Consider the following 21,366-nt stretch of genomic DNA (forward strand, 5'->3'; position numbering starts at 1 on the left):
AACTTTACCCCAGAAATGGGTGAAAACCGGAGGGGCAACCATACCCCTCCACCCCGAAAGGGGTATGCTTCTTAAACCGCTACCGCGTGTTCCTCCCTGGTCTAAAGACACAGGGTTTCCCACAACGAAGGATTTTTATGACAATAACCATTTCCCCAGACCAAATCGATCGGATTGTGAGCAATCGACACCATGATCCGTTTGAAATACTTGGGTCTCATCCCATTGAACGGGATGGTAAAACAAGCTGGGTTGTAAGGGCTTACCTGCCTAAAGCAGACGCAGCTTGGGTGATTCGTCCTACGGAACGGGAAGAATACCCGATGCAAGCAGTGAGTCATCCTCATCTTTTTGAATGTGAGATTGATATACCAGAGTTAGCCAACTACCAACTGCGGATTAAAGAAGGCGAGCATGAACGGGTTAGCTATGACCCCTATGCCTTTCGCTCGCCGCGTTTGACGGATTTTGATATTCACCTATTTGCCGAAGGCAATCATCATCGCATTTACGAAAAATTAGGCGCTCACCCCACTGAATTTAACGGCGTCCAAGGGGTTCACTTTGCCGTCTGGGCACCGAACGCCCGCAATGTCTCAGTTATTGGTGATTTCAATAACTGGGATGGACGAGAACATCAGATGCGCCTCATTGGGAACGGAATTTGGCAACTGTTTATCCCGGAAATTGGCATTGGGGAACATTATAAGTACGAAGTGAAAAACGACGTTGGACATATCTATCACAAGTCCGACCCTTACGGCTTTGAGCAAGAAATTAGACCCCAAACCGCGTCAATTGTCAATAGCCTAGACTACACTTGGCATGACGAAGACTGGCTAGAACGGCGTCGCCAGAATGACCCCCAAGAACAACCCATTTCCGTTTATGAGGTTCACTTGGGTTCATGGTTGCATGATAGTGCAGAGAATCCACCCCAACTACCGGATGGGGAAACTCGACCGGTGGTGAAAGTCTCCCAGAAACCCGAGGGACGCTTCCTCACCTATCGGGAATTAGCCGAACGACTGATTCCTTATGTCAAAGAACTGGGATTCACCCACGTCGAACTCCTCCCCGTTGCCGAACACCCTTATGATGGGTCTTGGGGGTATCAGGTGGCAGGATACTACACCTGCACCTCTCGTTATGGGACTCCCCAAGACTTGATGTATTTCATCGACCAATGTCACCAAAATAATATTGGTGTGATTGTGGATTGGGTTCCCGGTCATTTTCCCAAAGACAGGCATGGTTTAGCCTTCTTTGATGGCACTCACCTTTACGAACACGCTGATCCGCGCAAGGGTGAACACAAAGAATGGGGTACCTTAGTCTTCAACTACGCCCGTAACGAAGTTCGCAACTTTCTGGTTGCCAATGCCCTATTCTGGTTTGACCGATATCATATTGATGGGATTCGCGTGGATGCCGTGGCGTCTATGCTATACCTGGACTACGATCGCAAACCCGGTGAATGGGTACCCAATCAGTACGGTGGTAACGAGAACCTAGAAGCCGCAGACTTTTTGCGCTATCTGAATTATCAGATATTCGGCTACTATCCCGGCATCCTCTCTATTGCCGAAGAATCCACCGCTTGGCCCCTCGTCTCTCGTCCTACTTATTTGGGAGGCTTAGGCTTCAGCTTCAAGTGGAACATGGGCTGGATGCACGATATGTTGGATTATTTTGCCAAAGACCCCCTGTATCGTCGCTATAACCAAAATAGCGTCACGTTCAGCATCATGTACGCCTTCAGCGAGAACTTCATGCTGGCGCTATCCCATGATGAAGTCGTCCACGGAAAAGGCAACCTGCTGAGTAAAATGCCCGGAGATGACTGGCAGAAATTTGCCAATCTCCGCTGTTTATATGCCTACATGTACACCCATCCCGGTAAGAAAACCCTATTTATGGGTATGGAATTCGGACAACGGAATGAGTGGAACGCTTGGGCAGACTTAGATTGGGGCGCGTTGCAACATGCACTCCACCAACAACTGAAGCAGTTTATGGCGGATTTGAATCAACTGTACAAAAGTGAACCCGCCCTCTATACCCAAGACTTTTCTCATCAAGGGTTTGAATGGATTGACTGTAACGATGCCGAAAATAGTATCGTCTCGTTTATTCGCAAGGCAAAAGACTCGGATGACTTTATCGTCACCGTCTGTAACTTTACCCCTCAACCCCATCCCAACTATTGGGTAGGTGTCCCCGAACCCGGTTTCTATGCTGAAGTATTGAACAGCGATGCTGGGGATTACGGCGGTAGCAATATGGGGAATATGGGCGGGCGATGGACAGGTGAATGGTCTCATCCGAGATGGTCTTATTACATTGATTTGTGCCTACCACCCTTGGGCGTTTTAGTTCTGAAATTGAAGTCGCAAAATGGTAGATTAGAATTGTAGGGGCACCATCCTTGCGCCCCGTTTAAACGTCAAATCTATTCCACAATTTTAGCTGTGTCAGTCCGCCATCGTGAGGAGAGCGAAGCGTAACGCAGCTTTACCCTATCCAAAGACCATGTCTCAGAAAAAAGCTTACTGAGACAAATATAGCGTTCTCATGAGATGAGATACAGGGAGTGAGGGCGCACATCAGCACATCAAGGACGCACGTAAGTCATGGGTGTCAACTTAAGCTCAACCCCTCTCCCCTAGCCCCCATCCCCCCTAGCCCCCCTTTGAAAGGGGGGAAAAGAGGGGGGAAAAGAGGGGGGAAAAGAGGTGGGAAAAGAGGCGGGAAAAGAGGGGGGAAAAGAGGGGGGAAAAGAGGCGGGAAAAAAGGGGGGAATGGGGAGAGGGGAGCAAGAGTGCGATCGCAGATCTTGTAGGGTGCGTTAATGAAATGTAACCCACCATGTATAGCTTGATTGAATCTATGTCTGTCGTCCTGAGTCGGGGGCGAGGCTCAAAGCTTCATGGGCGAGGCTCGAAGCTTCATTAGTCGAGGCTCAAAGCTTCATTAGTCGAGGCTTAAAGCTTCATTAGTCGAGGCTTAAAGCGTCGTGAGCGAGGCTTAAAGCGTCGTGAGCGAGGCTCAAAGCTTCATTAGTCGAGGCTCAAAGCTTCATTAGCCGAGGCTTAAAGCTTCATTAGCCGAGGCTTAAAGCTTCATTAGCCGAGGCTCAAAGCTTCATTAGTTGAGGCTCAAAACGTCATGGGCGAGGCTTTAAGCGTCGTGAGCGAGGCTTTAAGCGTCATGGATACTGCTGGTCATTAACTGAGGGGTCTGACCCCTCCCCAAACCCCTGCCCTTTTCCCCGGAACCGCGCTTCAAGAGCTTCAAGAGCTCCCCCTGCTTTTGGCGCTTAAGTTGACACCAATGATGTCGATGCGCCCCTAGGTTCAGATGCGGTATATCCTGAGATATTGCACCATTCTAGGGCTTCACCGCCTCTTGCCAAAACTTATCCTGAAACCGATTAACTTCCGGTGGATTGACATCCTCCCCCGGCTAAAGAGCGCGGGGGATTCCTCACCACGCCACCTTTTTAGGGGTGGTCGCTGATTGGGGGTAAGCTGATTGAGTAAAGTATCACTCAGGGTTTTAACCACGCATCCCTCGGAGGTGCGATCGCGTGCTAAACCAGAAACAATCAACTAATCACCAATCTATGAATTCAGTGTGGCAACAGCTTACTCTATCAAACTTACGTTTCTATCAGTGGCGCGGCGCTAGCTATTTATATCGCGTCGTGGGATTGCTGCAAGCTTGGCGGCGGGGGAGTTGGCTGCTTCAGTGGGCTCAACCCTTGGGCGCGTTGCTTGTGGCGATTGTTTTTGCCGTTGCGCCCTTTGTATCTACTGCACTCATTGGGGTGTTGTTAATTGCTTGTGCAGGATTTTGGCTACTGCTGACACTCTCGGATGAGAGAGAACGCCCCCTGGTGACACCGATTCATCTGTTGGTGTTACTGTATTGGTCTATTGCCACCGTTGCCACAGCCATGTCCCCAGTGAAAGTTGCCGCCCGTCAGGGTTTGGTGAAACTGACGCTATACTTATTACTCTTTGCGCTAATGGCACGGGTACTGCGCTCAAACCGTCTGCGTTCTTGGGTAATCGGGGTTTTCCTGCATATCTCCTTAATTGTCAGTGTTTACGGGATGCGACAGTGGTTTTTTGGCGCAGAAGCGTTGGCAACTTGGACTGATCCTACTTCGGATTCTGCGGGTTTGACGCGGGTTTATAGCTATTTGGGAAATCCGAATCTATTAGCGGGTTATCTGATTCCGGCTGTGGCGTTGAGTTTAGCGGCGGTGTTTGCTTGGGCTAGATGGCTACCGAAAGCCTTGGCTCTCACCATGTTTGTGGTGAATTCCGCTTGTCTGGTTCTCACCTTTAGTCGCGGCGGCTGGATTGGTTTTGTCGCTTGTCTGTTTGTCTTTTCCGTTCTTGTCGTGTATTGGTATAGTATCCAGTTACCGGAACAATGGCGTCCTTGGGCAATGCCTGTGATGTTGGGAAGTTGTGCCGGGGTAATTATTCTGGCGGTGCTATTTGTGGAACCGGTGCGAGTTCGGGTGGCGAGTATTTTTGCAGGGCGGGAGGATAGTAGTAATAACTTCCGGATGAATGTATGGGCGGCGGTGATTGATATGATTCGCGATCGCCCAATTATTGGTATTGGTCCGGGAAATGATGCATTTAATAAGATCTATCCCCTGTTCCAACGTCCTAAATATACCGCGTTGAGTGCCTATTCTATCTTTTTGGAAGTGGCAGTTGAAACGGGTTTAATTGGCTTATCTTGCTTTCTCTGGCTGCTAGTGGTTACGGTAAATCGCGGGATACAACACATCAACCGACTCCGCACCCTGCGGAATCCTCAAGGCTTTTGGTTAATCGCCGCGATCGCAACCATGGCGGGAATGCTGTCTCATGGTTTAGTAGACACGGTTTGGTATCGTCCCCAAGTGAGTACATTATGGTGGTTGATGGTGGCGATTATTGCCAGTTATTATCTGCCTCCCCAGGATACCTCAACGGCTGTAGGCGATAGCTAGGTGTTGACAATAAGAGGGCGCGATCGCGTCCTCTTGTAAAATACCAATAGGTAATCATCCCAACTTATTTCCTGCCTACCTAAACCCATGACAACGCTCAATGCCAAAAACTTAACCTTAGATGAAGTTCACCAGCTTTTTCATTTTCACAAACAGTACAATACCTCATTTGAATCCTTATTATCCCTCGAACCGATCACCGAGTTTGAACAGCAGCAAGTAGAGCAAACTCGCTCTGAATTTGATAATCATCTCACCTCAGCCGCCGCTTCAGAAGGTCAAGTTAAATTAGTTGCGGTTAGTCCTCTATTACGATTAGCAGGGTTCTATCGCTATCCTTTACAAATCGCTGTTGAAGAGGGGATTTCTCTGATTACTATTACGGCTGAAGACACGACAATTACCGGGCGATTTGATATCCTGGCAATAAATAAAGCCCGACAGCCCAGAGATAATGTACCATTTTGGGTCTTAGTTATAGAATCGAAAAATAGCGCCGTTTCCCCATCAACAGGCTTACCCCAATTGCTGACTTATGCTTATAAAAGCTTAGAGTATCAAGAGTCAGTCTGGGGTTTAGTCACGAACGGAGAACTGTATCGGTTTGTCTATATCCAGAGGGGTAATCCGCCGATATATCAGTTGCTGCCATTTCTGAGTTTAACGGATTCTGAATCGTCTATGCAGTTATTTCAAGTTCTTAAGGCTATCTGTCAGCTACAACAGACTGACTCTGAAGGTTAGCAGACACACAGATGAGTGCAACTCTATATTGATAAACGTTAGTCTAAAAAAATATCAATTCTTTCAAGTGTAATCTCTATGATCGAAGTGGATCGTCTGAGCAAAATCTATGGCGTCACTCCAGCCATTCAGGATGTCAGCTTTAAGGTAGAACCGGGGGAAATCCTAGGCTTTCTCGGACCCAATGGTGCGGGTAAAACTACCACTATGCGGATTTTAGCCGGGTATTTACCCGCCACCAGTGGTACTGCCCGGATTGCTGGGTATGATGTCCATGAAAATTCTCTCGCTGTGCGTCAACGGATTGGCTATTTACCGGAAACGCCTCCCCTCTACCCAGAAATGACGGTTGAGGGATTTTTGTACTTTGTGGCTCGTCTTAAAGGGGTATCCGCAGGCGATCGCACGAAGCGGGTGAAGATGGCGATCGAACGCTGTAACCTAGTTGAGAAAAGCAAAGTCCTGATCCGGAAACTCTCCAAAGGATTTCGTCAACGAGTTGGAATTGCTCAAGCGATCGTTCATGATCCGCCGGCGATTATTTTAGATGAACCCACCGTCGGACTCGATCCTCGGCAAATTATTGATGTCCGCAACTTAATCAAAAGCCTTGCAGGTGAACATACGATTATCCTTTCTACTCATATTCTGCCAGAGGTGAGTATGACCTGTAGTCGCGTCGCGATTATCAACCGAGGTAAAATTGTCGCCACCAATAGCCCAGAAAACTTGATGGCGCAATTGACTGGAGGAGCTGGCTATGAGTTAGAAGTGGATGGGGATGCGACTCAACTGCAAAAGCTTTTACAAGTTTTACCCGGAGTCTGTTTAGTCGAAATTGTCCCCACTCAACATTTACCCGCTAATCGCACCTTAATTCGGATTGTAACGACACCCGGTACTGATCCGGGACGGGATATTGCCGCTGTAACTGTGGGCGCTGGGATCGGATTGCGTGAAATGCGCCGCACTCGCGCTACCCTGGAAGATGTCTTTTTAGAACTGACTACCCAAGAACGGAGGGTTGAGAACCGGGAAATAGAGATAGGGAACAATTTAACTGAATCTCCTATCTCTGATTTCCAATCCCAAGTCCCTGAATCCCAATCCTCTGAATTCCAAGTCCCTGAATCCCAAGCCCCTGAAGTAAAAGTTACTGAATTCCAAACCCCTGAAGCAAAAGTTACTGAAGTAAAAGTTACTCAATCCCAAGCCCCTGAATCAAAAGTTACTGAATCAGACGTTTCCCAATCTGGAGAAGACACCTAATGCGTATAATATTTGGCAATATCGTGGCAATTTTTCGCAAGGAATTGCAGGGCTATTTTGCCTCGCCCTTAGCTTACGTGGTGGCTGGGTTTTTCTGGCTGTTGTCGGGGTTCTTTTTTGTGTGGATTCTATTAAGTCCCGATGGGATTATTCAGCAAATCGCCCAACGTGACCAACTGGGAATGCCTACACCACCGGTAGATGTGGCTTATGAGTTTTTAAACATGTTTTTGAGTGTCATGGGTTCTCTAATTTTATTCGTTTTACCCATTCTATCGATGGGACTCTATTCAGAGGAACGAAAGCGGGGAACGTTAGAACTGTTGGCAACTTCGCCAGTGACAAATTGGGCGGTAGCCGTGGGAAAATTATTAGGCGTGCTAACCTTTTTTACGATTATGGTGCTACCGTTACTCCTGTATGAAGTAATCGCCTTGAATGCAGCTAATCCACCCATTCAACCCTGGGTTCCGTTATTAGCCCATGCTGGATTAATTTTACTCGCCGCATCAGTGCTTTCCCTGGGAATGTTCATTTCATCCTTAACCGATAGTTCAATTTTGGCAGCTTTTCTCACGTTCGTTTTGATATTATTTCTCTGGGTGATTGATTTAATTGCCAATACTATCGGTGGTGCTTTTGGAGACGCATTAGGTTATTTATCGTTGATGGAAAATTATACCAATCTAGTTCGGGGTGTTCTCGATACCAGTAGTCTTATTTTATTTGCCAGCTATATCTTTCTCGGCATATTTCTCACGGCTCAGTCTATTGAAGCCTTCCGCTTCCAACGGTCTTAATTCCTTCGTCATTTGTCATTCGTCATAAATTGTGTAGGGGGCATGTAGGGGCATGTAGGGGGCATGTAGGGGCATGTAGGGGCATGTAGGGGCGAAGCATTCGTGCCAAAATATTAGTTCTGAGAGGATAAACCTTATCCACGAATGCTTCGCCCAGCCCCCCAATTAAATTGTCAAAAAAATCTCTTGTCTATTTGATTAAACTATGACAACTAAGCCGATTAAGTGGACGTATTTAAAATATCTATTTTGGTTCGGACCCATCCTGACAATTATGGGAATTACCGCCCAAGAAGTTGCTGGTGAGTGGTCTGCAGTATCGTTAGCGCTGCTAATAGCTGGACTGGTGATTATTGGCTTATGGGTGCTACTTCTCGATCAGTTAGCCCCCGGCTTTTGGGGACGCCGTTCCACCCAGGTGGGGACAAATGCGGTGATCGCGACATTGGCTATGTTTGTAATCATCGGGCTAATTAATTTTTTAGGCGTGCGTTATGGGGTACAGATTGATTTAACCGAAAATCAACTGTTTACCCTTTCACCTCAATCACAGCAGGTGGTAAGAAACTTAGATCAAGCGGTGAAAGTCTGGATATTTGAAAGCCCCGCCAATCCCGCCGATCAAGAACTTCTAGAAAACTACCGTCGCTATGGATCAAACTTGGAATTTGAGTTTGTTGACCCCCAGCTACAACCTGAATTAGCCCAAAAGTTTAATGTGAATTATATTGGTGAAGTTTATTTAGAATATGGGAATCAACGCGAGTTAGTCCAAACCATCAACCAAGGAGAACGGTTATCGGAAATCAATCTAACCAATGCAATTGAACGCATCACCCGCGATCGCGCAGAATTGGATAAGGTCTATTTCCTCCAAGGTCATGGTGAACGCCCCTTAGACACCTCAGAGGAGGGGGGATTATCTCAAGCCATAAGTGCGTTACAGACGAAAAACTTTACCGTAGAACCCCTCAATCTCGCTGAACAGCCAGCCGTTCCTGATGATGCTTCTTTAATCGTCATCGCTGGACCCAAACGAGCGCTGTTTGAACCGGAAGTACAAGCATTAGAAGACTATCTGGCTGAGGGGGGGAGTTTATTGGTTATGATAGACCCCGATACCAATTCCGGATTAGAGTCTTTACTCTCAGATTGGGGGGTGACGTTAACCAATCAAATTGTAATTGATGCGTCGGGTCAAGGACGGTTAGTCGGTTTGGGTCCGGCTACACCTTTGGTGACTCAATATGGAGATCATCCAATTACCCAAGATTTTGGTAGCGGATTTTCGATTTATCCCTTAGCGCAACCCGTGGATACGCAACCTGTAGAAGGGATTAAGGAAACGCCTCTAGTCCTGACAAACCCCGAAAGTTGGGCGGAAAATACGCCAGAACAACAACCTTTGGAGTTTAATGAACAAGAAGGCGATCGCCCCGGTCCTTTAGTATTAGGTGTAGCATTAAGTCGTCAAGCCGAATCGTCTACCGCTTCACCTAAATCAGAACCGGAAGTAACAGAGACTCCAGAAGCTTCTCCTGACACTGATGAACCGGAAGTAACAGAGACTCCAGAAGCGTCTCCAACTCCTTCACCAGAGGAATCTCCAGAAGCCTCACCTTCACCAATCCAGACAGATAAGTCTCAGGTTGAACAAGACAAGGCTGAATCACGATTAATTGTGTATGGTAATTCAAATTTTGCCACAGATAGTTGGTTTGATCAGCAACTCAATCCTGATGTTTTTGTCAATTCCGTAAGTTGGTTAAGCAAGCGAGATGAACAAGCACTTTCGATTAGTCCTAAAGAACCAGAAGATCGTCGGATTAACTTAACACCCGTTCAATCCGGAATGTTGGGATGGTTAGCACTTTTAATTGTTCCAGCTTTTGGCTTTTTGACCGCAGGTGCGCTGTGGTGGTTGCGGCGGTAAAGGTACGTCTGTAGGGGCGGGTTTTACGATTTTTTACCCAGATGTGACTCGCGCCCGCCCCGACCGAGTAATATCAAATTTGTTCGCATCGAAGTTATGTTTTTTAAACGCAGAGGTACGCAGAGGTTGACGCAGAGGGACGCAGAGGGGTAATAACCCAGGACGAATGACCAATGATGAATGACCAATGATGAATGACGAATGACCAATGAAGCTACAGAAGACTACTTGGGTTTTATTAATCGTCGCCCTTTTACTGGGAGGGTTTGTCTATTTTTATGAAATTGTGGGAACTCCCCAACGGGAAGCCGCGAAGGAAGCGGAAAAGCAACTGTTTGGTTTTGAAGAAGATGAGATTCAACGGGTAAATGTTTATATTGATGAAGATAGCTTCAAATTTGAGTGGGTGAGTGAACCTGAACCTGGCTGGCGAATGACGGAACCGAAGGATGTACCCGCTAGTGATCCATCGGTTTCATTCTTATTGAATTTGCTGGTTGAAGGAAAGAGCGATCGCACGATTCCTAATGTCTCCCCGGAAAGCCTGAAGGAGTATGGTTTAGACAAACCCCAAGCTATGGTAACGGTGCGACTCAAAAATGATGAAACTCATGAAATTCTTTTAGGTAAGCCAGATTTTAATAACAGTTTCCTCTATGCTCAAGTTGATTCTTTCTCAGACAAATCCCAGCGCTCTAATGTCTTTTTAGTCCCAAGAGACTTTGAATATGCTGTCAATCGTCCCTTATCAGAATGGGAGCAAAGTAAAGAGGATACACCTGAAGAAACTGCTCCATCCGATATGGAAAACGATGAATCAGCGCCTGACACAGAATCTCCTGTAGAGGAAAAAGAATCGTCTGAGAGCCAAGCAACACCCACCCCTGAGAACTCCGATACTGAAATAGAAGAATCAACTCCTGAAAAAACACCGACATCTGAGAACAAAAAACCGTCCCCATCTCCATCTCCTGAAAATGCTTCGTCTTCCGAAGACAAAAAGCAACCAATAGAGGAAGATAACGCTTCTCCTAGTGAGAAAACAAAACCCGAAAATACGCCGAATGAATCCGAGGAAGAAGAAGTACCTGCTGAATAACTTTGCCTCTCACCTCGTTCACCTCGTTACCAGGCTCAGCCTGGGAATGCTCTGGGGGAGGCTCTGCCTCCCGTACATAATTCAGTATATATTCCACTAATTTCGTCCTAGTATTTATTGGTTTAGAGGATGGCTGATGAAGGCATACCTGTTATCAATTCTCACTCTAGCTACCCCCTGATGAAATGACCATACACTATCGAATTGAGGCTTGATTACTAAGTTACCCATTTTATTAATATAGCCCCACTTCTCGCCTATTTTTATCGCTATTAATTCTTCAGAAAAATCATAGGTATTATCAAACTGGGGAGCAATTATCGTATTTCCCTGCTTATCGATATAGCCAATTTTATCGTCTATCGAGATTCCGGCGACACCTTGGACAAAATCACCCGCCCAATCAAAATAAGGCATAATCACAAGCTCACCTTGATGATTAATATAGCCCGATTTCATCACTTGATTGGTTACAGACGCCAAGCCTTCGGAAAAAGAACTCGCATCTTTAAATCGAGGGGGAATCACCCAGTTACCAGTTTTGTTAATATAGCCATACTGGTTATTAAGTTTTACCGTAGCCAACCCCTCTGAAAAAGGTTTGGCTTCCTGAAATTGAGGGGAAGCGATCCAGTTTCCGGTATTATCAATATAACCATACAAATTATCATTTTCTACGACTGCCAATCCTTCATAAAACGAATCAGCATCGTAAAATTGAGCTTGAATAATCACCTTTCCTGTTTTATCGATATAACCCCAATCATCGCCTTGTTTGACGGGGGCTAATCCTTCCGAAAACGATTTAGCACCATCGAATTTAGCTGGAATCACCCAATTCCCTGTTTTATCGATATAACCCCACTTCCCATCGAGTTTTACCGGAGCTAGCCCTTCAGTAAATGAGCCAGCTAACTCGAATTGAGGCTGAATAACCCAGCTACCCGTTTGATCAATATAGCCCCACGTTCCATCAAACTTAACAGAGGCTAAGCCTTGGGAAAAATCATGTCCTGACTCTAACTCGAAAGGAAAAACAAGTTGCACAGGAACAGTGTGTTCACTGAGTCGAGAATTGGGGAAACCTCTGTTAACGGTTGATAAAATCTGACATCCTGATAGTTGAGTAACCAGCACTCCTAATAAGAGATGGGTTATATTGAAGAATACTCGATGTTTAATTAAGCGGAACTTATTTAAAAGGAACATAAGCGATCCAATAGTTTCCTTGCCGCTATAGGGGAGGCAGAGCCTCTCAGGAGCATTCCCAGGCAGAGCCTGGGAACGAGGGAGGGGCAGAGATTAGTGCATTATCGCTTTGCTACCCCTTCATTCCGTGCGGCTTGTTGTACGGCGGCGGAAACGGCTGTCACGACGCGCTCATCAAAAACCGATGGGATAATATGTTCTGGGTCTAAATCAGTGGTAGACATCAAAGACGCGATCGCCTTTGCTGCTTCTAAATACATGGTACTGGTAATCACTGAGGCGCGACAGTCGAGGGCGCCGCGAAAAACACCGGGGAAAGCCAGAACATTATTAATTTGATTGGGATAGTCGCTGCGCCCCGTTGCCATAACGGCGACATCATCTAATATCAATTCCGGCTGAATTTCTGGTATCGGATTCGCCATTGCCATAACAATGGGATCTGATGCCATCGAATGTACCATGTCTGGGGTGAGGACACCGGGGACACTGACGCCGAGAAACACATCAGCCCCCACCATCGCACCCGCTAGAGAACCACTGGATTCAACTGCAAATTCCTGCTTTTGGGAGGTTAAATCGGTGCGTTTAGTTGAAAGAATGCCTTTAGAATCACACATCCAAATCATCTTCGCCCCAGCTTGACGCAATAGCCGCGCGATCGCAATTCCCGCCGCCCCAGCACCATTAATTACGATTCGCACGTCTTCCAGAGATTTCTTGACCAGTTTGAGGGAATTAATTAACGCCGCGAGGCTGACAATTGCTGTCCCATGCTGATCATCGTGGAAAACGGGAATATCTAAGACTTGCCGCAGTTTGGCTTCAATTTCAAAGCAACGGGGGGCGCTGATATCTTCTAGGTTAATCCCGCCAAAAACGGGAGCAATGTTTTTAACGGTTTCGATAATCCTATCGGTGTCTTGGTTTGCCAGACAGATGGGAAAGGCGTCAATTCCGGCAAATTCTTTAAACAGCATGGCTTTCCCTTCCATGACCGGTAATGCCGCTTCTGGACCTAAGTTGCCTAACCCTAATACGGCGCTACCATCTGTAATAATCGCTACCGTATTACTTTTTATCGTCAGGGAGTAAACTTTTTGTGGGTCATCTGCGATCGCAGTGCAAATTCGACCCACCCCTGGGGTATACGCCATAGCTAAATCGGCTTGGGTTTTCAGGGATAGTTTGCTGTCGATGCTGATTTTGCCCCCTCGATGCAGATTGAATGTGCGATCGTAGACATCGATCACCTTGATATGGGTAAGTGCTTTAACCGCTTGTACAATCTGTTCGGCGTGTTCGGTACTCGTCGCATCGATGGTGAGTTCACGAGTCGAAATTTTGTAGGTTTGGTTGATCAGGTTAATCTGTCCTAGGTTACCTCCCACTTGTGCGATCGCGTGAGTAACGGTGGCTAGCATCCCAGAACGGTTGGGAAGTTGGAGACGAATCGTTAAACTGAAACTGGAATTCGGTGTCAGGTCTGCCATGCTGGATTGATGTCGGGTTTCAAGCTTTCAATTGTAGACCCAATTCCCAGTCCTAGGGGAAGCTATTGGTGAACAGGTGCGGGGTTGTAGGGGCGGGTTTAACCGATAACGTTTGATTTATTACTTTTTTATTATGGCAAGTCTCTATACTGAAATCGAAATTAATGCTCCCAAGTCACAAGTGTGGCAGGTTTTGTTGGACAAACAGCAGTGGAAGTATTGGAACACGTTTCTATTTGACCGCGAACCAGAACAGCCCTTGGAAAAAGGACAAGCGGTATCTCTATCATTACGACGATTACCAAAGGATGAGGAAACGGAATTTGAACCCTTGGTAACACTCTTACAACCCGAAACTTGTCTGCGCTGGGTTTCGTCTATTCCCGGTTTTCGCAATGAGTACGTATTTGAGTTACAAGAGATTGGTCTAGGTCGGACTAAATATGTCCATAAAAGCCGTTTTTATGGCATATTAACTCGTGTTTTTGTCCCTTTTATTCGGCAAGATGAGCATCGGGGAATTCAACGCATGGCGCGGGAGTTGAAGCGGTATGTTGAGCATTTATAATGGTGGGAGATATGGCTATGTCTCTACAGGTTTATGAGGTGTAGCAAATCTTGTTGATACGATGTCAGATTGTATTTGTCGATAATTCAGTCCAATTAAGTTTTTAAAATAAATAGATGTTGGTTCTTTTAAGACAGACCTATAGTCTTTATGGAGTTGAGGGATAACAGAGGTACTATCGCTGAAAAACAGATGATTTCCGAGTACGAATATAGACTTTTCATTAAGAGACTCAATTAAAGCCTGTAATGTTATCTTTTTTTGCTTATGAATGTGATTAAATGCGGCTTTATCTTCTGCCAAAATTGCTTTAAATGCCATTAGCTCATCCTCGTTAAGCTGTTGAACGAATGCCAGTAAATTTAACCATTTTTGAGGTAAGATTAGGGATAAATTACGTTCAAGTATGGGCAAAGCCGTTTCAGTTGATGTTAAATTCTGCACCCGTAGGGTTTGCATTTGCTGTTGCAGAGCGGCATAATCGAATTCTAACTGCTGTTTAAGCTGTTCTAATCGTGCCAAGTCTTGATTCAGTTGCTTTTGTTGCTGATGCTTTTCTGTAAGTTGCTGCTGCATTTGATCCAGTTCCGATTTTAGCGGAGTTAGATTTTCCTGAACCCGCTGTTGCTGTATCCGTAAGGACAAAAATGCTTGATTCAGTTGCTCTAAACGCTGCTTTAATGCCTGGATCTGGGTATGTAAGTCGTAAGCTTCTCCACCTAAGTATTGCTTACGGCGTTCGAGTTCAGCTAAGTCTTGATGAAGATGTTCGTGTTGATGGAGTTTATCAGCAATTTCGGTTTGAAGCTGTTCGAGTTCAGAATGTAAGTGATTTAAGCGAGTTTCCGCTGGCTGAATTTGGGCAGTTTTTGCCCAGAGGGATTGATTGAGTTCACTTTGGTGTTTCTCTAGCTGCTGAATTTGCGATCGCAGCGTATCTATCTCCTCTAGGTGCTGCTGTTTGTTCTGTTGAACTTCACTGATTTCCTGATACAGGGTATTTCGTTGGTTATGCAATTCAGACACGCGACTCAGAAGCTGACTCCGTTCAGTTTGCAGGGCATTAATGCTGGCTTCGAGTTGGTGTTGCGTTTCCCTTCCCTGCATCAGTGATTCATACAGCAGGCTTTCTTCTTCCTCAAATTCTTGGATTTGATTGAGTAAAGCGTTTTTGCGCTGTTTTTCCCCTTGGATGCGTCGCCGATCCGCTACAATAACGCCAGTATAACTTGCCACAACGGTAACGACTCCATTAACCAAGGCTTTGCTAGGGTTAATGAATAATCCCACACCCACGCTGACGGTAAAAGCAACTGTACCAAGAAGCATTTGATTAACAAGTTGGTTCATGGGTCATTTGTCATTCGTCATTCGTTATTTGTCATACTGGCGCAGCGATAAGTAAGCTACATCCTTTGTCAGAAATTAGTAAACTCATAATTTATCATTCACAGGATGAATCCCTAAATCAGCGCTGAGAAAATCAACAAACTGGCGGGCGCTGCGCCCAGAACGTCCATTGTGGCGGGTTGCCCACTGAATTGCACGGGATTTTAAGTCATTTTGTGGTAAGTGTATGTCTGCTTGCTGGGCTAAATGATAGACGATGTTGAGATAAGTGTCTTGGTTTGCTGGTTCAAAGGTTAAGGTTAAGCCGAAGCGATCGCTAAAGGATAATTTCTCCTGTAAGGTATCCCAGGCATGGATTTCATCATTATCGCTGGGACGAGGGCGATCGGCAAAAAATTCCCGTACCAAGTGGCGTCGATTGGAAGTGGCATAAACGACTACATTTGGGGGACGGGCGGTGACACTTCCTTCTAAGACGACTTTTAATGCCTTAAACGCATCATCATCTTCTTCAAAGGAGAGGTCATCCACAAAGATGATAAACCTCTGTGGTACGTCTCGCAATTGCTCCACAATCATAGCTAGTTCTTTTAAGTCAGATTTAGCCACTTCAATCAACCGCAGTCCCTGATGCTTATACTTTTGTAATAAACCCTTGACTAATGACGACTTACCTGAACCACGACTGCCATAAAGTAAGACATGTAAAGCCGGATAACCCGCGAGTAAGAATTCTGTATTTTTAACTAACGTGGCTTGTTGAGACTCATATCCCACCAATTGAGTTAACTCAATCGGATCAGGGCGGGCGATACCAACTAATTGACCCGACTGCCAACGCAGGGCATGATATTGAGCAAATAACCCGGTACCATGTTGCCGATAGTAGGTGGCTAATTCTTCTAGAGATTCTGTCCAATCACTATGTTGGTGTAGAAATGTGGGCTTTACTGTTTCCAGACTCCAGGAAACAGGCTGTAATTCTAACTGAGAGGCTTTTTGCACCCACCGACTTAGCTGTTCGGCGCTGCATTGATACAGATGGTACAAGGCGCGTAAATCCTGTTTTGCCGCCATGACTAGGGCTTCTGGTAAATCTTGCAGGGCTACCCGTTGCACTTGCACAGTAAAGGGATTATCATCCTGGAGAATCTGCCGAATCAGATAATCTTGCCAGCTTTCTCCGTGGGCGGCTAAAATTTTGAACCAGCTACCATAAGCCACCAAGCAAGCCGTTTGCTCGGCTTCACCCTTGCTTAAGGTTTGCAACGTATGGATAAAAGCTTGTCCCACGTCGTTATGGAGAACGGATTGATACAGCAGCAGCGACGCGGCTTGGCGTTTGAGAAATTGGCTGGAGGCGTTAGCAGTTGTCTTTGATGATGGCATGACGCTTATTGTAGCGGATTACAGGATTTTGTAGAGACGTAGCATGCTACGTCTCTACAGTTAAATAAACTGCCCAAATTGCCATCGCCCGCAGATAATGACCTGCCCGAAATGTGCCAACGCTCGTAATCGCTTCCGGGGTGCGGAATTGTAAGCCATTCTCATACACCTGTCGCACCACTGATTCTGTCACTTTTAAGGCTTCATCCTTCATTCCCAATTGAATTAAAAATGCGGCTATGCCAAAATTAATCCCTGTCCACACTTCTAGGGGATGAATTGCATCTGGATGTTCGGGAGAACCGTCGGGTTTTACCCCATTCGCTGCACCAAATTGGGCATTATGGAACTTTAAAAAACACGATTCATAAACAGTTTTCAACGCTGACTGGGTGCATTCTGGGGGAACAATATCCGGCAATCCTAGTAATTGGGCATAGAACTGACCACAGAGTTGATCTGCCATCACCACATCAGAATCACTTTCGCTATCCAGGCGATAATATTGACCATTCCAGAGTTTTTGGTGATAAATCGGTTTCGCCTGTTGCAACCATTTCTGATAGTCGTTCAGGGTTTGTTGAATCGACTCCGGATCAGGCAGATCAATTGAAAAAACTAGGGTGTAGTTGTCCAGGAGAATTTGTGCGATCGCGCTTCCAGCTTCTAAGGCGGCTAACCATAACCCACCACAGTACGCGCTGACTCCCTGCAACTGCCAATCATCAAAGGTTTGATCCGGTGCGCCTGAGTTTTCCGGAATCCCATCACCATCGTGATCAAAGGTTTTCAGATACGCCAGCGCCCTAACAATTGCTGACCAACATTCGGCTAAAAATTCAATATCCTTCGACCCCGTAAACACAAACGTCCGATACACCTGCAAGACAAAATCACAGGGTAAATCTTTCCACTGATTACAATCTTGATAACTGGCAGAGTTTGTTTTTTCCCAAGGATGTTCATTGGGTGCGCCTAAATCGTGAGGTGTTGCATTGGCGGCTTTGCGAATCGCTGCGGCTTGGTTGTATCCAATAATCCGAGGCGTATCATCACTCGTGGGAATCGCCCGGGCAAAGGCTTCCAGTACCGCTTTATCCAATCGCGACCACAACATCGCTAGGGCAAAAGATCCATAAAGCCGCACATCTAAACTTTCGTACCAATGATACTCCAAGGATTCCAAAACCCCGAACTGACCCACCGGATCACCTTCATCGGCGGCACTCCAAATTGTCCCCCCAGCCGATAATAAATAGAGCTCATTAAACAGAGCCATTTTGAACCAATTGGGTAAATCCTGACGCTGTAAAATAGGATTTTGCCAGGAGGCAATTCGCTCTTGCCAAAGGTCAGTATGTTTGAGGGCAGTGCGGACAATTGACCAGGCATTATTTCCCGTGCGACCAAAGAAATCCGTATAACGGCGGTAATATTTAACCCCAGCCGAAAACTCAGTTACAGGAAAATCCCAAGCCAGGATAAATGGGATTTTGCGCGTTCTTCCTGGGCGTAGTCTTACTCGTACTGCGATCGCGCCAGCAATTTGTTCTCCGGGTTCGGCGGGAGTTTCGTCTTGCACATCGCTGAGACTCCCGTCACTGGCAAACGTATTCCACACGTCTGCTCCATCCCCTGTGGGATTCCAGCGACAGTGATAGAATACCTCCTGACTTGGATTCGTCACCGTGGCAAAACAGAGTTGTCCTTCGCCTTCCTCAATCTCATCCCGCAGCCTAACTCGGTCTAACAGACAACCCACCCGGAAATTATCCACAATCCATTGATTATAATTCCCGGTGCTATTTCCCCAACGGGGTTGATACTCGTAAACCGGACTTCCATCATCCCGTACCTGAACCTGGGGATGCTTAATCGCATTTGTAAACCAGCCCACCATATTCTGCCAGGTGAGCATAATACTTAAAATAATCGGCTGATCCGTGGGATTATGGGCAGTCCATTCAAACACCGCCACCGGATAACTGCTTTCTTGATAACAATCTGCCCAAATCGGGGAAAACTGTTGGCAGGTTAATTCGGTTTGAAACACATTCTCGTAGACAAACCAACTCCGGGGATAAAGGGCGTGATAGGTTCCCGTTCGTAGAGACGCGCCATGGCGCGTCTCTACATTAGGCGACGTGGGATACCATTGCCATTTGCCCAGACTACCATCCTCTGGGGGTTCGGTACAGAGGGCATAAGCTTGGGCGTCTTGGTTTTCTTGCTGTTCAAAGACGCTAAACTGACAAGCTGGCAGACGTTTGAATGTATGTTCTCCCCCATCCAGATGCCATAGATTAAAGTCTCCCCGTGAAGAGCGCCCCAAACAACCTGCGCCAAATCCACCAAGGGGCATACCATGCCAGGGTCCATCATCCAGATTACTGGCATAGCGTACAGTGTAGGGATTCTCCCAGCCCTGTCCAATCGGACGTTGCCAGGTACAATCGGGGATAGTTGGGCGCGGTGGTTGATAGATCATGCTTTCGATCTTACGGCGTAGTTGGTCGCTTGCACTATTTTGGATCAATCTCACCTCTTGCACCATGTAGGGGCGGGTTTCACGACTATCTTTTCCGTTGCACAAGGGATGGGACTAAACCCGCCCCTTTCAAAGGTTTAGCGATTTCCCGTGAAACCATGTAGGGGCGGGTTTCACGACTATCTTTTCCGTTGCACCCAGATCCAAATAAACCCGCCCCTTTCCCAGGTTTAGGGATTTCCCGTGAAACCATGTAGGAGCGGGTTTCACGACTATCTTTTCCGTTGCACCCAGATCCAAATAAACCCGCCCCTTTCCAACCGGGAAAATCTGATGCTATTTGTTCAGGAAGTAGCGCAGCAAGAGGTTATTCAGATAATATTGATTTGATATAATCTTTAACAAAAATTAAATACTAACCAATTGCATAAAATCTAAGTAATGCTTACTATCACTTAGGGGAGAACTCCTGTAGATGAAACGCTGAGACGTTAAAATACTGACGATACAAGTTGCAGCTAGGCAGCACGCGATCGCCTTGTAGATGCACCAATCCCATGGTCTGTAATTGTAATGCTTGTTCCCATTCTAATTCCACAGGTTTTTGCGAACTTGTCACTTGGGTAAATGCTGAATAAAGTTCTGGGTACTGTCGCAGATTCGATAATTGCTGATACAGGTATTCACTGTAAATTCTCACTTTTCTGGTATACTTAACTAACAACTCTTCTAGACTAAAATCTTGTTGCCAAATGTAATAAAGTGCCTTTCGGATCAGATAGGGATGACCCCCAACTAGAGACATTAGCTGTTTTACCTGATCAATATCCCAATTGAATCCATACCGCTGCACTAAATCTTGTACTTGATTCCGGGTAAATTCTGGCAACCCAATTGATAGTCCCACATTAAACGATGAGTGATGAATCATCAAGGGCATATAAATTTCTGTTGAATAAACAACGACTAACCGCAGTTTTTCCCAGACTCGGCTTAGACTGTTTCCGTACTTAGCTTTCTCATTCCAGGTTCGCAACAGGCAAAAAAAATTTGAGGCAATTTCCGGGTATTCAAAGATTACTTCAACATGATCTAAGCCAATGACTATAGGGCTGTCAATTTCTGCTAACAGATAGTTCTCAAAGTAATCCGTGCTACTGAATTTGCCACCCAACATATTATCCCAATAATCAGCCACCTGATTCGGTAACCCTAAACTTTTACCAATGCTGGCGCAGAACCATTGTAAGAATTTATCGAGATCACTTAAAACATGGCTACTCGCAAGCTGAAAGCTTAAGGTTACAGTATGATACTCTTGCCATCTTGCTTGCTGTAAAATTTTTGCCATTAGGGATGTTTTCCCCATTTGGGTGGGAGCATGAATGCGAATTAATGCACCCGGTTGTCCAATAGCATCGTAGCAGCGTTCTTCAATGGGAGGACGTTCTATATAAAAGGAAGACTCTAGCGGAACTTGACCTCCGGGTAATTCAGGAATATCACACGATGTTGCACAATTTTTTGTAGCGGATGTAACAGATAATTGATTTTGGCACGATAAAGTTTCTGAACGAACTGACTGAGTGGCTATATCGATTGCTTTCTCTACTATCCACTCTTTCGCTTTACGTTCCAGAACCACTGAAAAATTCTTTTTATTAACTTTTGTACCAAGCACTTGAGAGAGAAAGTTCCATAACTTGGCACCAACTGTCTTGGCGTGAGCGCTGGAGAAACAGTAAGTTTCGGCAATTTGCTCATAGGATTGATGTTGCCAAGATCCCCGCAGGACAGCCATTTGCAGAGTATTTAAGTGTTGCTGGGTTTGAGTATAGACAAAGGATTGCAAGAGTTCAAGTGCTTCTTCAAGACGCATGAGTATTTTTACTCCTATAGACACACCTGTGGACAAGTTGACCTGAACTTCATAAAACCTGCCTACTGTTTTACACAAGCTTGATAAACCTGACTAACTTTTTTATGAAAACTTCACAAAACCTGCCT

The 21,366-nt window shown here is 45.9% G+C and carries 14 protein-coding genes; 8 read left to right on the top strand and 6 right to left on the bottom strand.

Annotated elements, in window-relative coordinates; genetic code table 11:
* Positions 1–137: 137 nt before the first annotated feature.
* The 7 genes from glgB to RLO19_RS18830 all read left to right on the top strand — a co-directional run bounded on the left by glgB (position 138) and on the right by RLO19_RS18830 (position 10,862).
* Positions 138–2,417, top strand: a complete 2,280-nt coding sequence (gene glgB, locus RLO19_RS18800; RefSeq protein ID WP_446358863.1) for a 1,4-alpha-glucan branching protein GlgB — start codon at positions 138–140, stop codon at positions 2,415–2,417.
* A 1,208-nt stretch (positions 2,418–3,625) separates the two neighbouring features.
* Positions 3,626–5,017 (top strand): IctB family putative bicarbonate transporter, encoded by a 1,392-nt coding sequence (locus RLO19_RS18805; RefSeq protein ID WP_446358865.1) that lies wholly within the window; start codon positions 3,626–3,628, stop codon positions 5,015–5,017.
* An 87-nt stretch (positions 5,018–5,104) separates the two neighbouring features.
* Positions 5,105–5,761, top strand: a complete 657-nt coding sequence (locus tag RLO19_RS18810; protein WP_446358867.1) for a restriction endonuclease subunit R — start codon at positions 5,105–5,107, stop codon at positions 5,759–5,761.
* Between the two features lie 78 nt (positions 5,762–5,839).
* Complete coding sequence (locus RLO19_RS18815; protein ID WP_446358868.1) at positions 5,840–7,030, top strand: ABC transporter ATP-binding protein; 1,191 nt, start codon at positions 5,840–5,842, stop codon at positions 7,028–7,030.
* On the top strand, positions 7,030–7,830 hold the full coding sequence (locus RLO19_RS18820) for an ABC transporter permease (protein ID WP_446358870.1): 801 nt from the start codon (positions 7,030–7,032) through the stop codon (positions 7,828–7,830). Before RLO19_RS18815 ends, RLO19_RS18820 begins: the two co-directional genes overlap by 1 nt.
* 205 nt (positions 7,831–8,035) lie before the next feature.
* Complete coding sequence (locus RLO19_RS18825; protein WP_446358872.1) at positions 8,036–9,763, top strand: GldG family protein; 1,728 nt, start codon at positions 8,036–8,038, stop codon at positions 9,761–9,763.
* A 208-nt stretch (positions 9,764–9,971) separates the two neighbouring features.
* Positions 9,972–10,862, top strand: a complete 891-nt coding sequence (locus RLO19_RS18830; protein ID WP_446358874.1) for a DUF4340 domain-containing protein — start codon at positions 9,972–9,974, stop codon at positions 10,860–10,862.
* A 114-nt stretch (positions 10,863–10,976) separates the two neighbouring features.
* On the opposite strand, the gene RLO19_RS18835 is transcribed toward RLO19_RS18830, so the two are convergent.
* Both RLO19_RS18835 and RLO19_RS18840 read right to left on the bottom strand, forming a co-directional pair.
* Entirely contained in the window at positions 10,977–12,071 is a 1,095-nt protein-coding gene (locus tag RLO19_RS18835) for a WG repeat-containing protein (protein ID WP_446358876.1), read from the bottom strand.
* Between the two features lie 101 nt (positions 12,072–12,172).
* On the bottom strand, positions 12,173–13,564 hold the full coding sequence (locus RLO19_RS18840; protein ID WP_446358878.1) for a malic enzyme-like NAD(P)-binding protein: 1,392 nt from the start codon (positions 13,562–13,564) through the stop codon (positions 12,173–12,175).
* Between the two features lie 133 nt (positions 13,565–13,697).
* On the opposite strand from RLO19_RS18840, the gene RLO19_RS18845 reads away from it, so the two are divergent.
* The gene (locus RLO19_RS18845) at positions 13,698–14,132 is read left to right on the top strand and encodes an SRPBCC family protein (RefSeq protein ID WP_446358880.1); all 435 of its coding nucleotides are present in this window, start codon (positions 13,698–13,700) and stop codon (positions 14,130–14,132) included.
* A gap of 15 nt (positions 14,133–14,147) precedes the next feature.
* On the opposite strand, the gene RLO19_RS18850 is transcribed toward RLO19_RS18845, so the two are convergent.
* The 4 genes from RLO19_RS18850 to RLO19_RS18865 form a co-directional block, all read right to left on the bottom strand.
* Positions 14,148–15,482, bottom strand: a complete 1,335-nt coding sequence (locus tag RLO19_RS18850; RefSeq protein ID WP_446358882.1) for a hypothetical protein — start codon at positions 15,480–15,482, stop codon at positions 14,148–14,150.
* An 84-nt stretch (positions 15,483–15,566) separates the two neighbouring features.
* Positions 15,567–16,871 carry an ATP-binding protein gene (locus RLO19_RS18855; RefSeq protein ID WP_446358884.1) on the bottom strand — a complete coding sequence of 435 codons (1,305 nt, stop codon included), beginning with the start codon at positions 16,869–16,871 and terminating at the stop codon, positions 15,567–15,569.
* Positions 16,872–16,917: 46 nt separating this feature from the next.
* Complete coding sequence (locus RLO19_RS18860; protein ID WP_446358886.1) at positions 16,918–19,359, bottom strand: GH116 family glycosyl hydrolase; 2,442 nt, start codon at positions 19,357–19,359, stop codon at positions 16,918–16,920.
* 451 nt (positions 19,360–19,810) lie between these two features.
* Positions 19,811–21,238, bottom strand: coding sequence for an AAA-like domain-containing protein (locus tag RLO19_RS18865; RefSeq protein ID WP_446358887.1), 1,428 nt, complete (start codon positions 21,236–21,238; stop codon positions 19,811–19,813).
* Between the last annotated feature and the right edge of the window lie 128 nt (positions 21,239–21,366).

It is taken from the genome of Coleofasciculus sp. G2-EDA-02, from assembly GCF_040226375.1.
Classification (GTDB): domain Bacteria; phylum Cyanobacteriota; class Cyanobacteriia; order Cyanobacteriales; family Coleofasciculaceae; genus Coleofasciculus.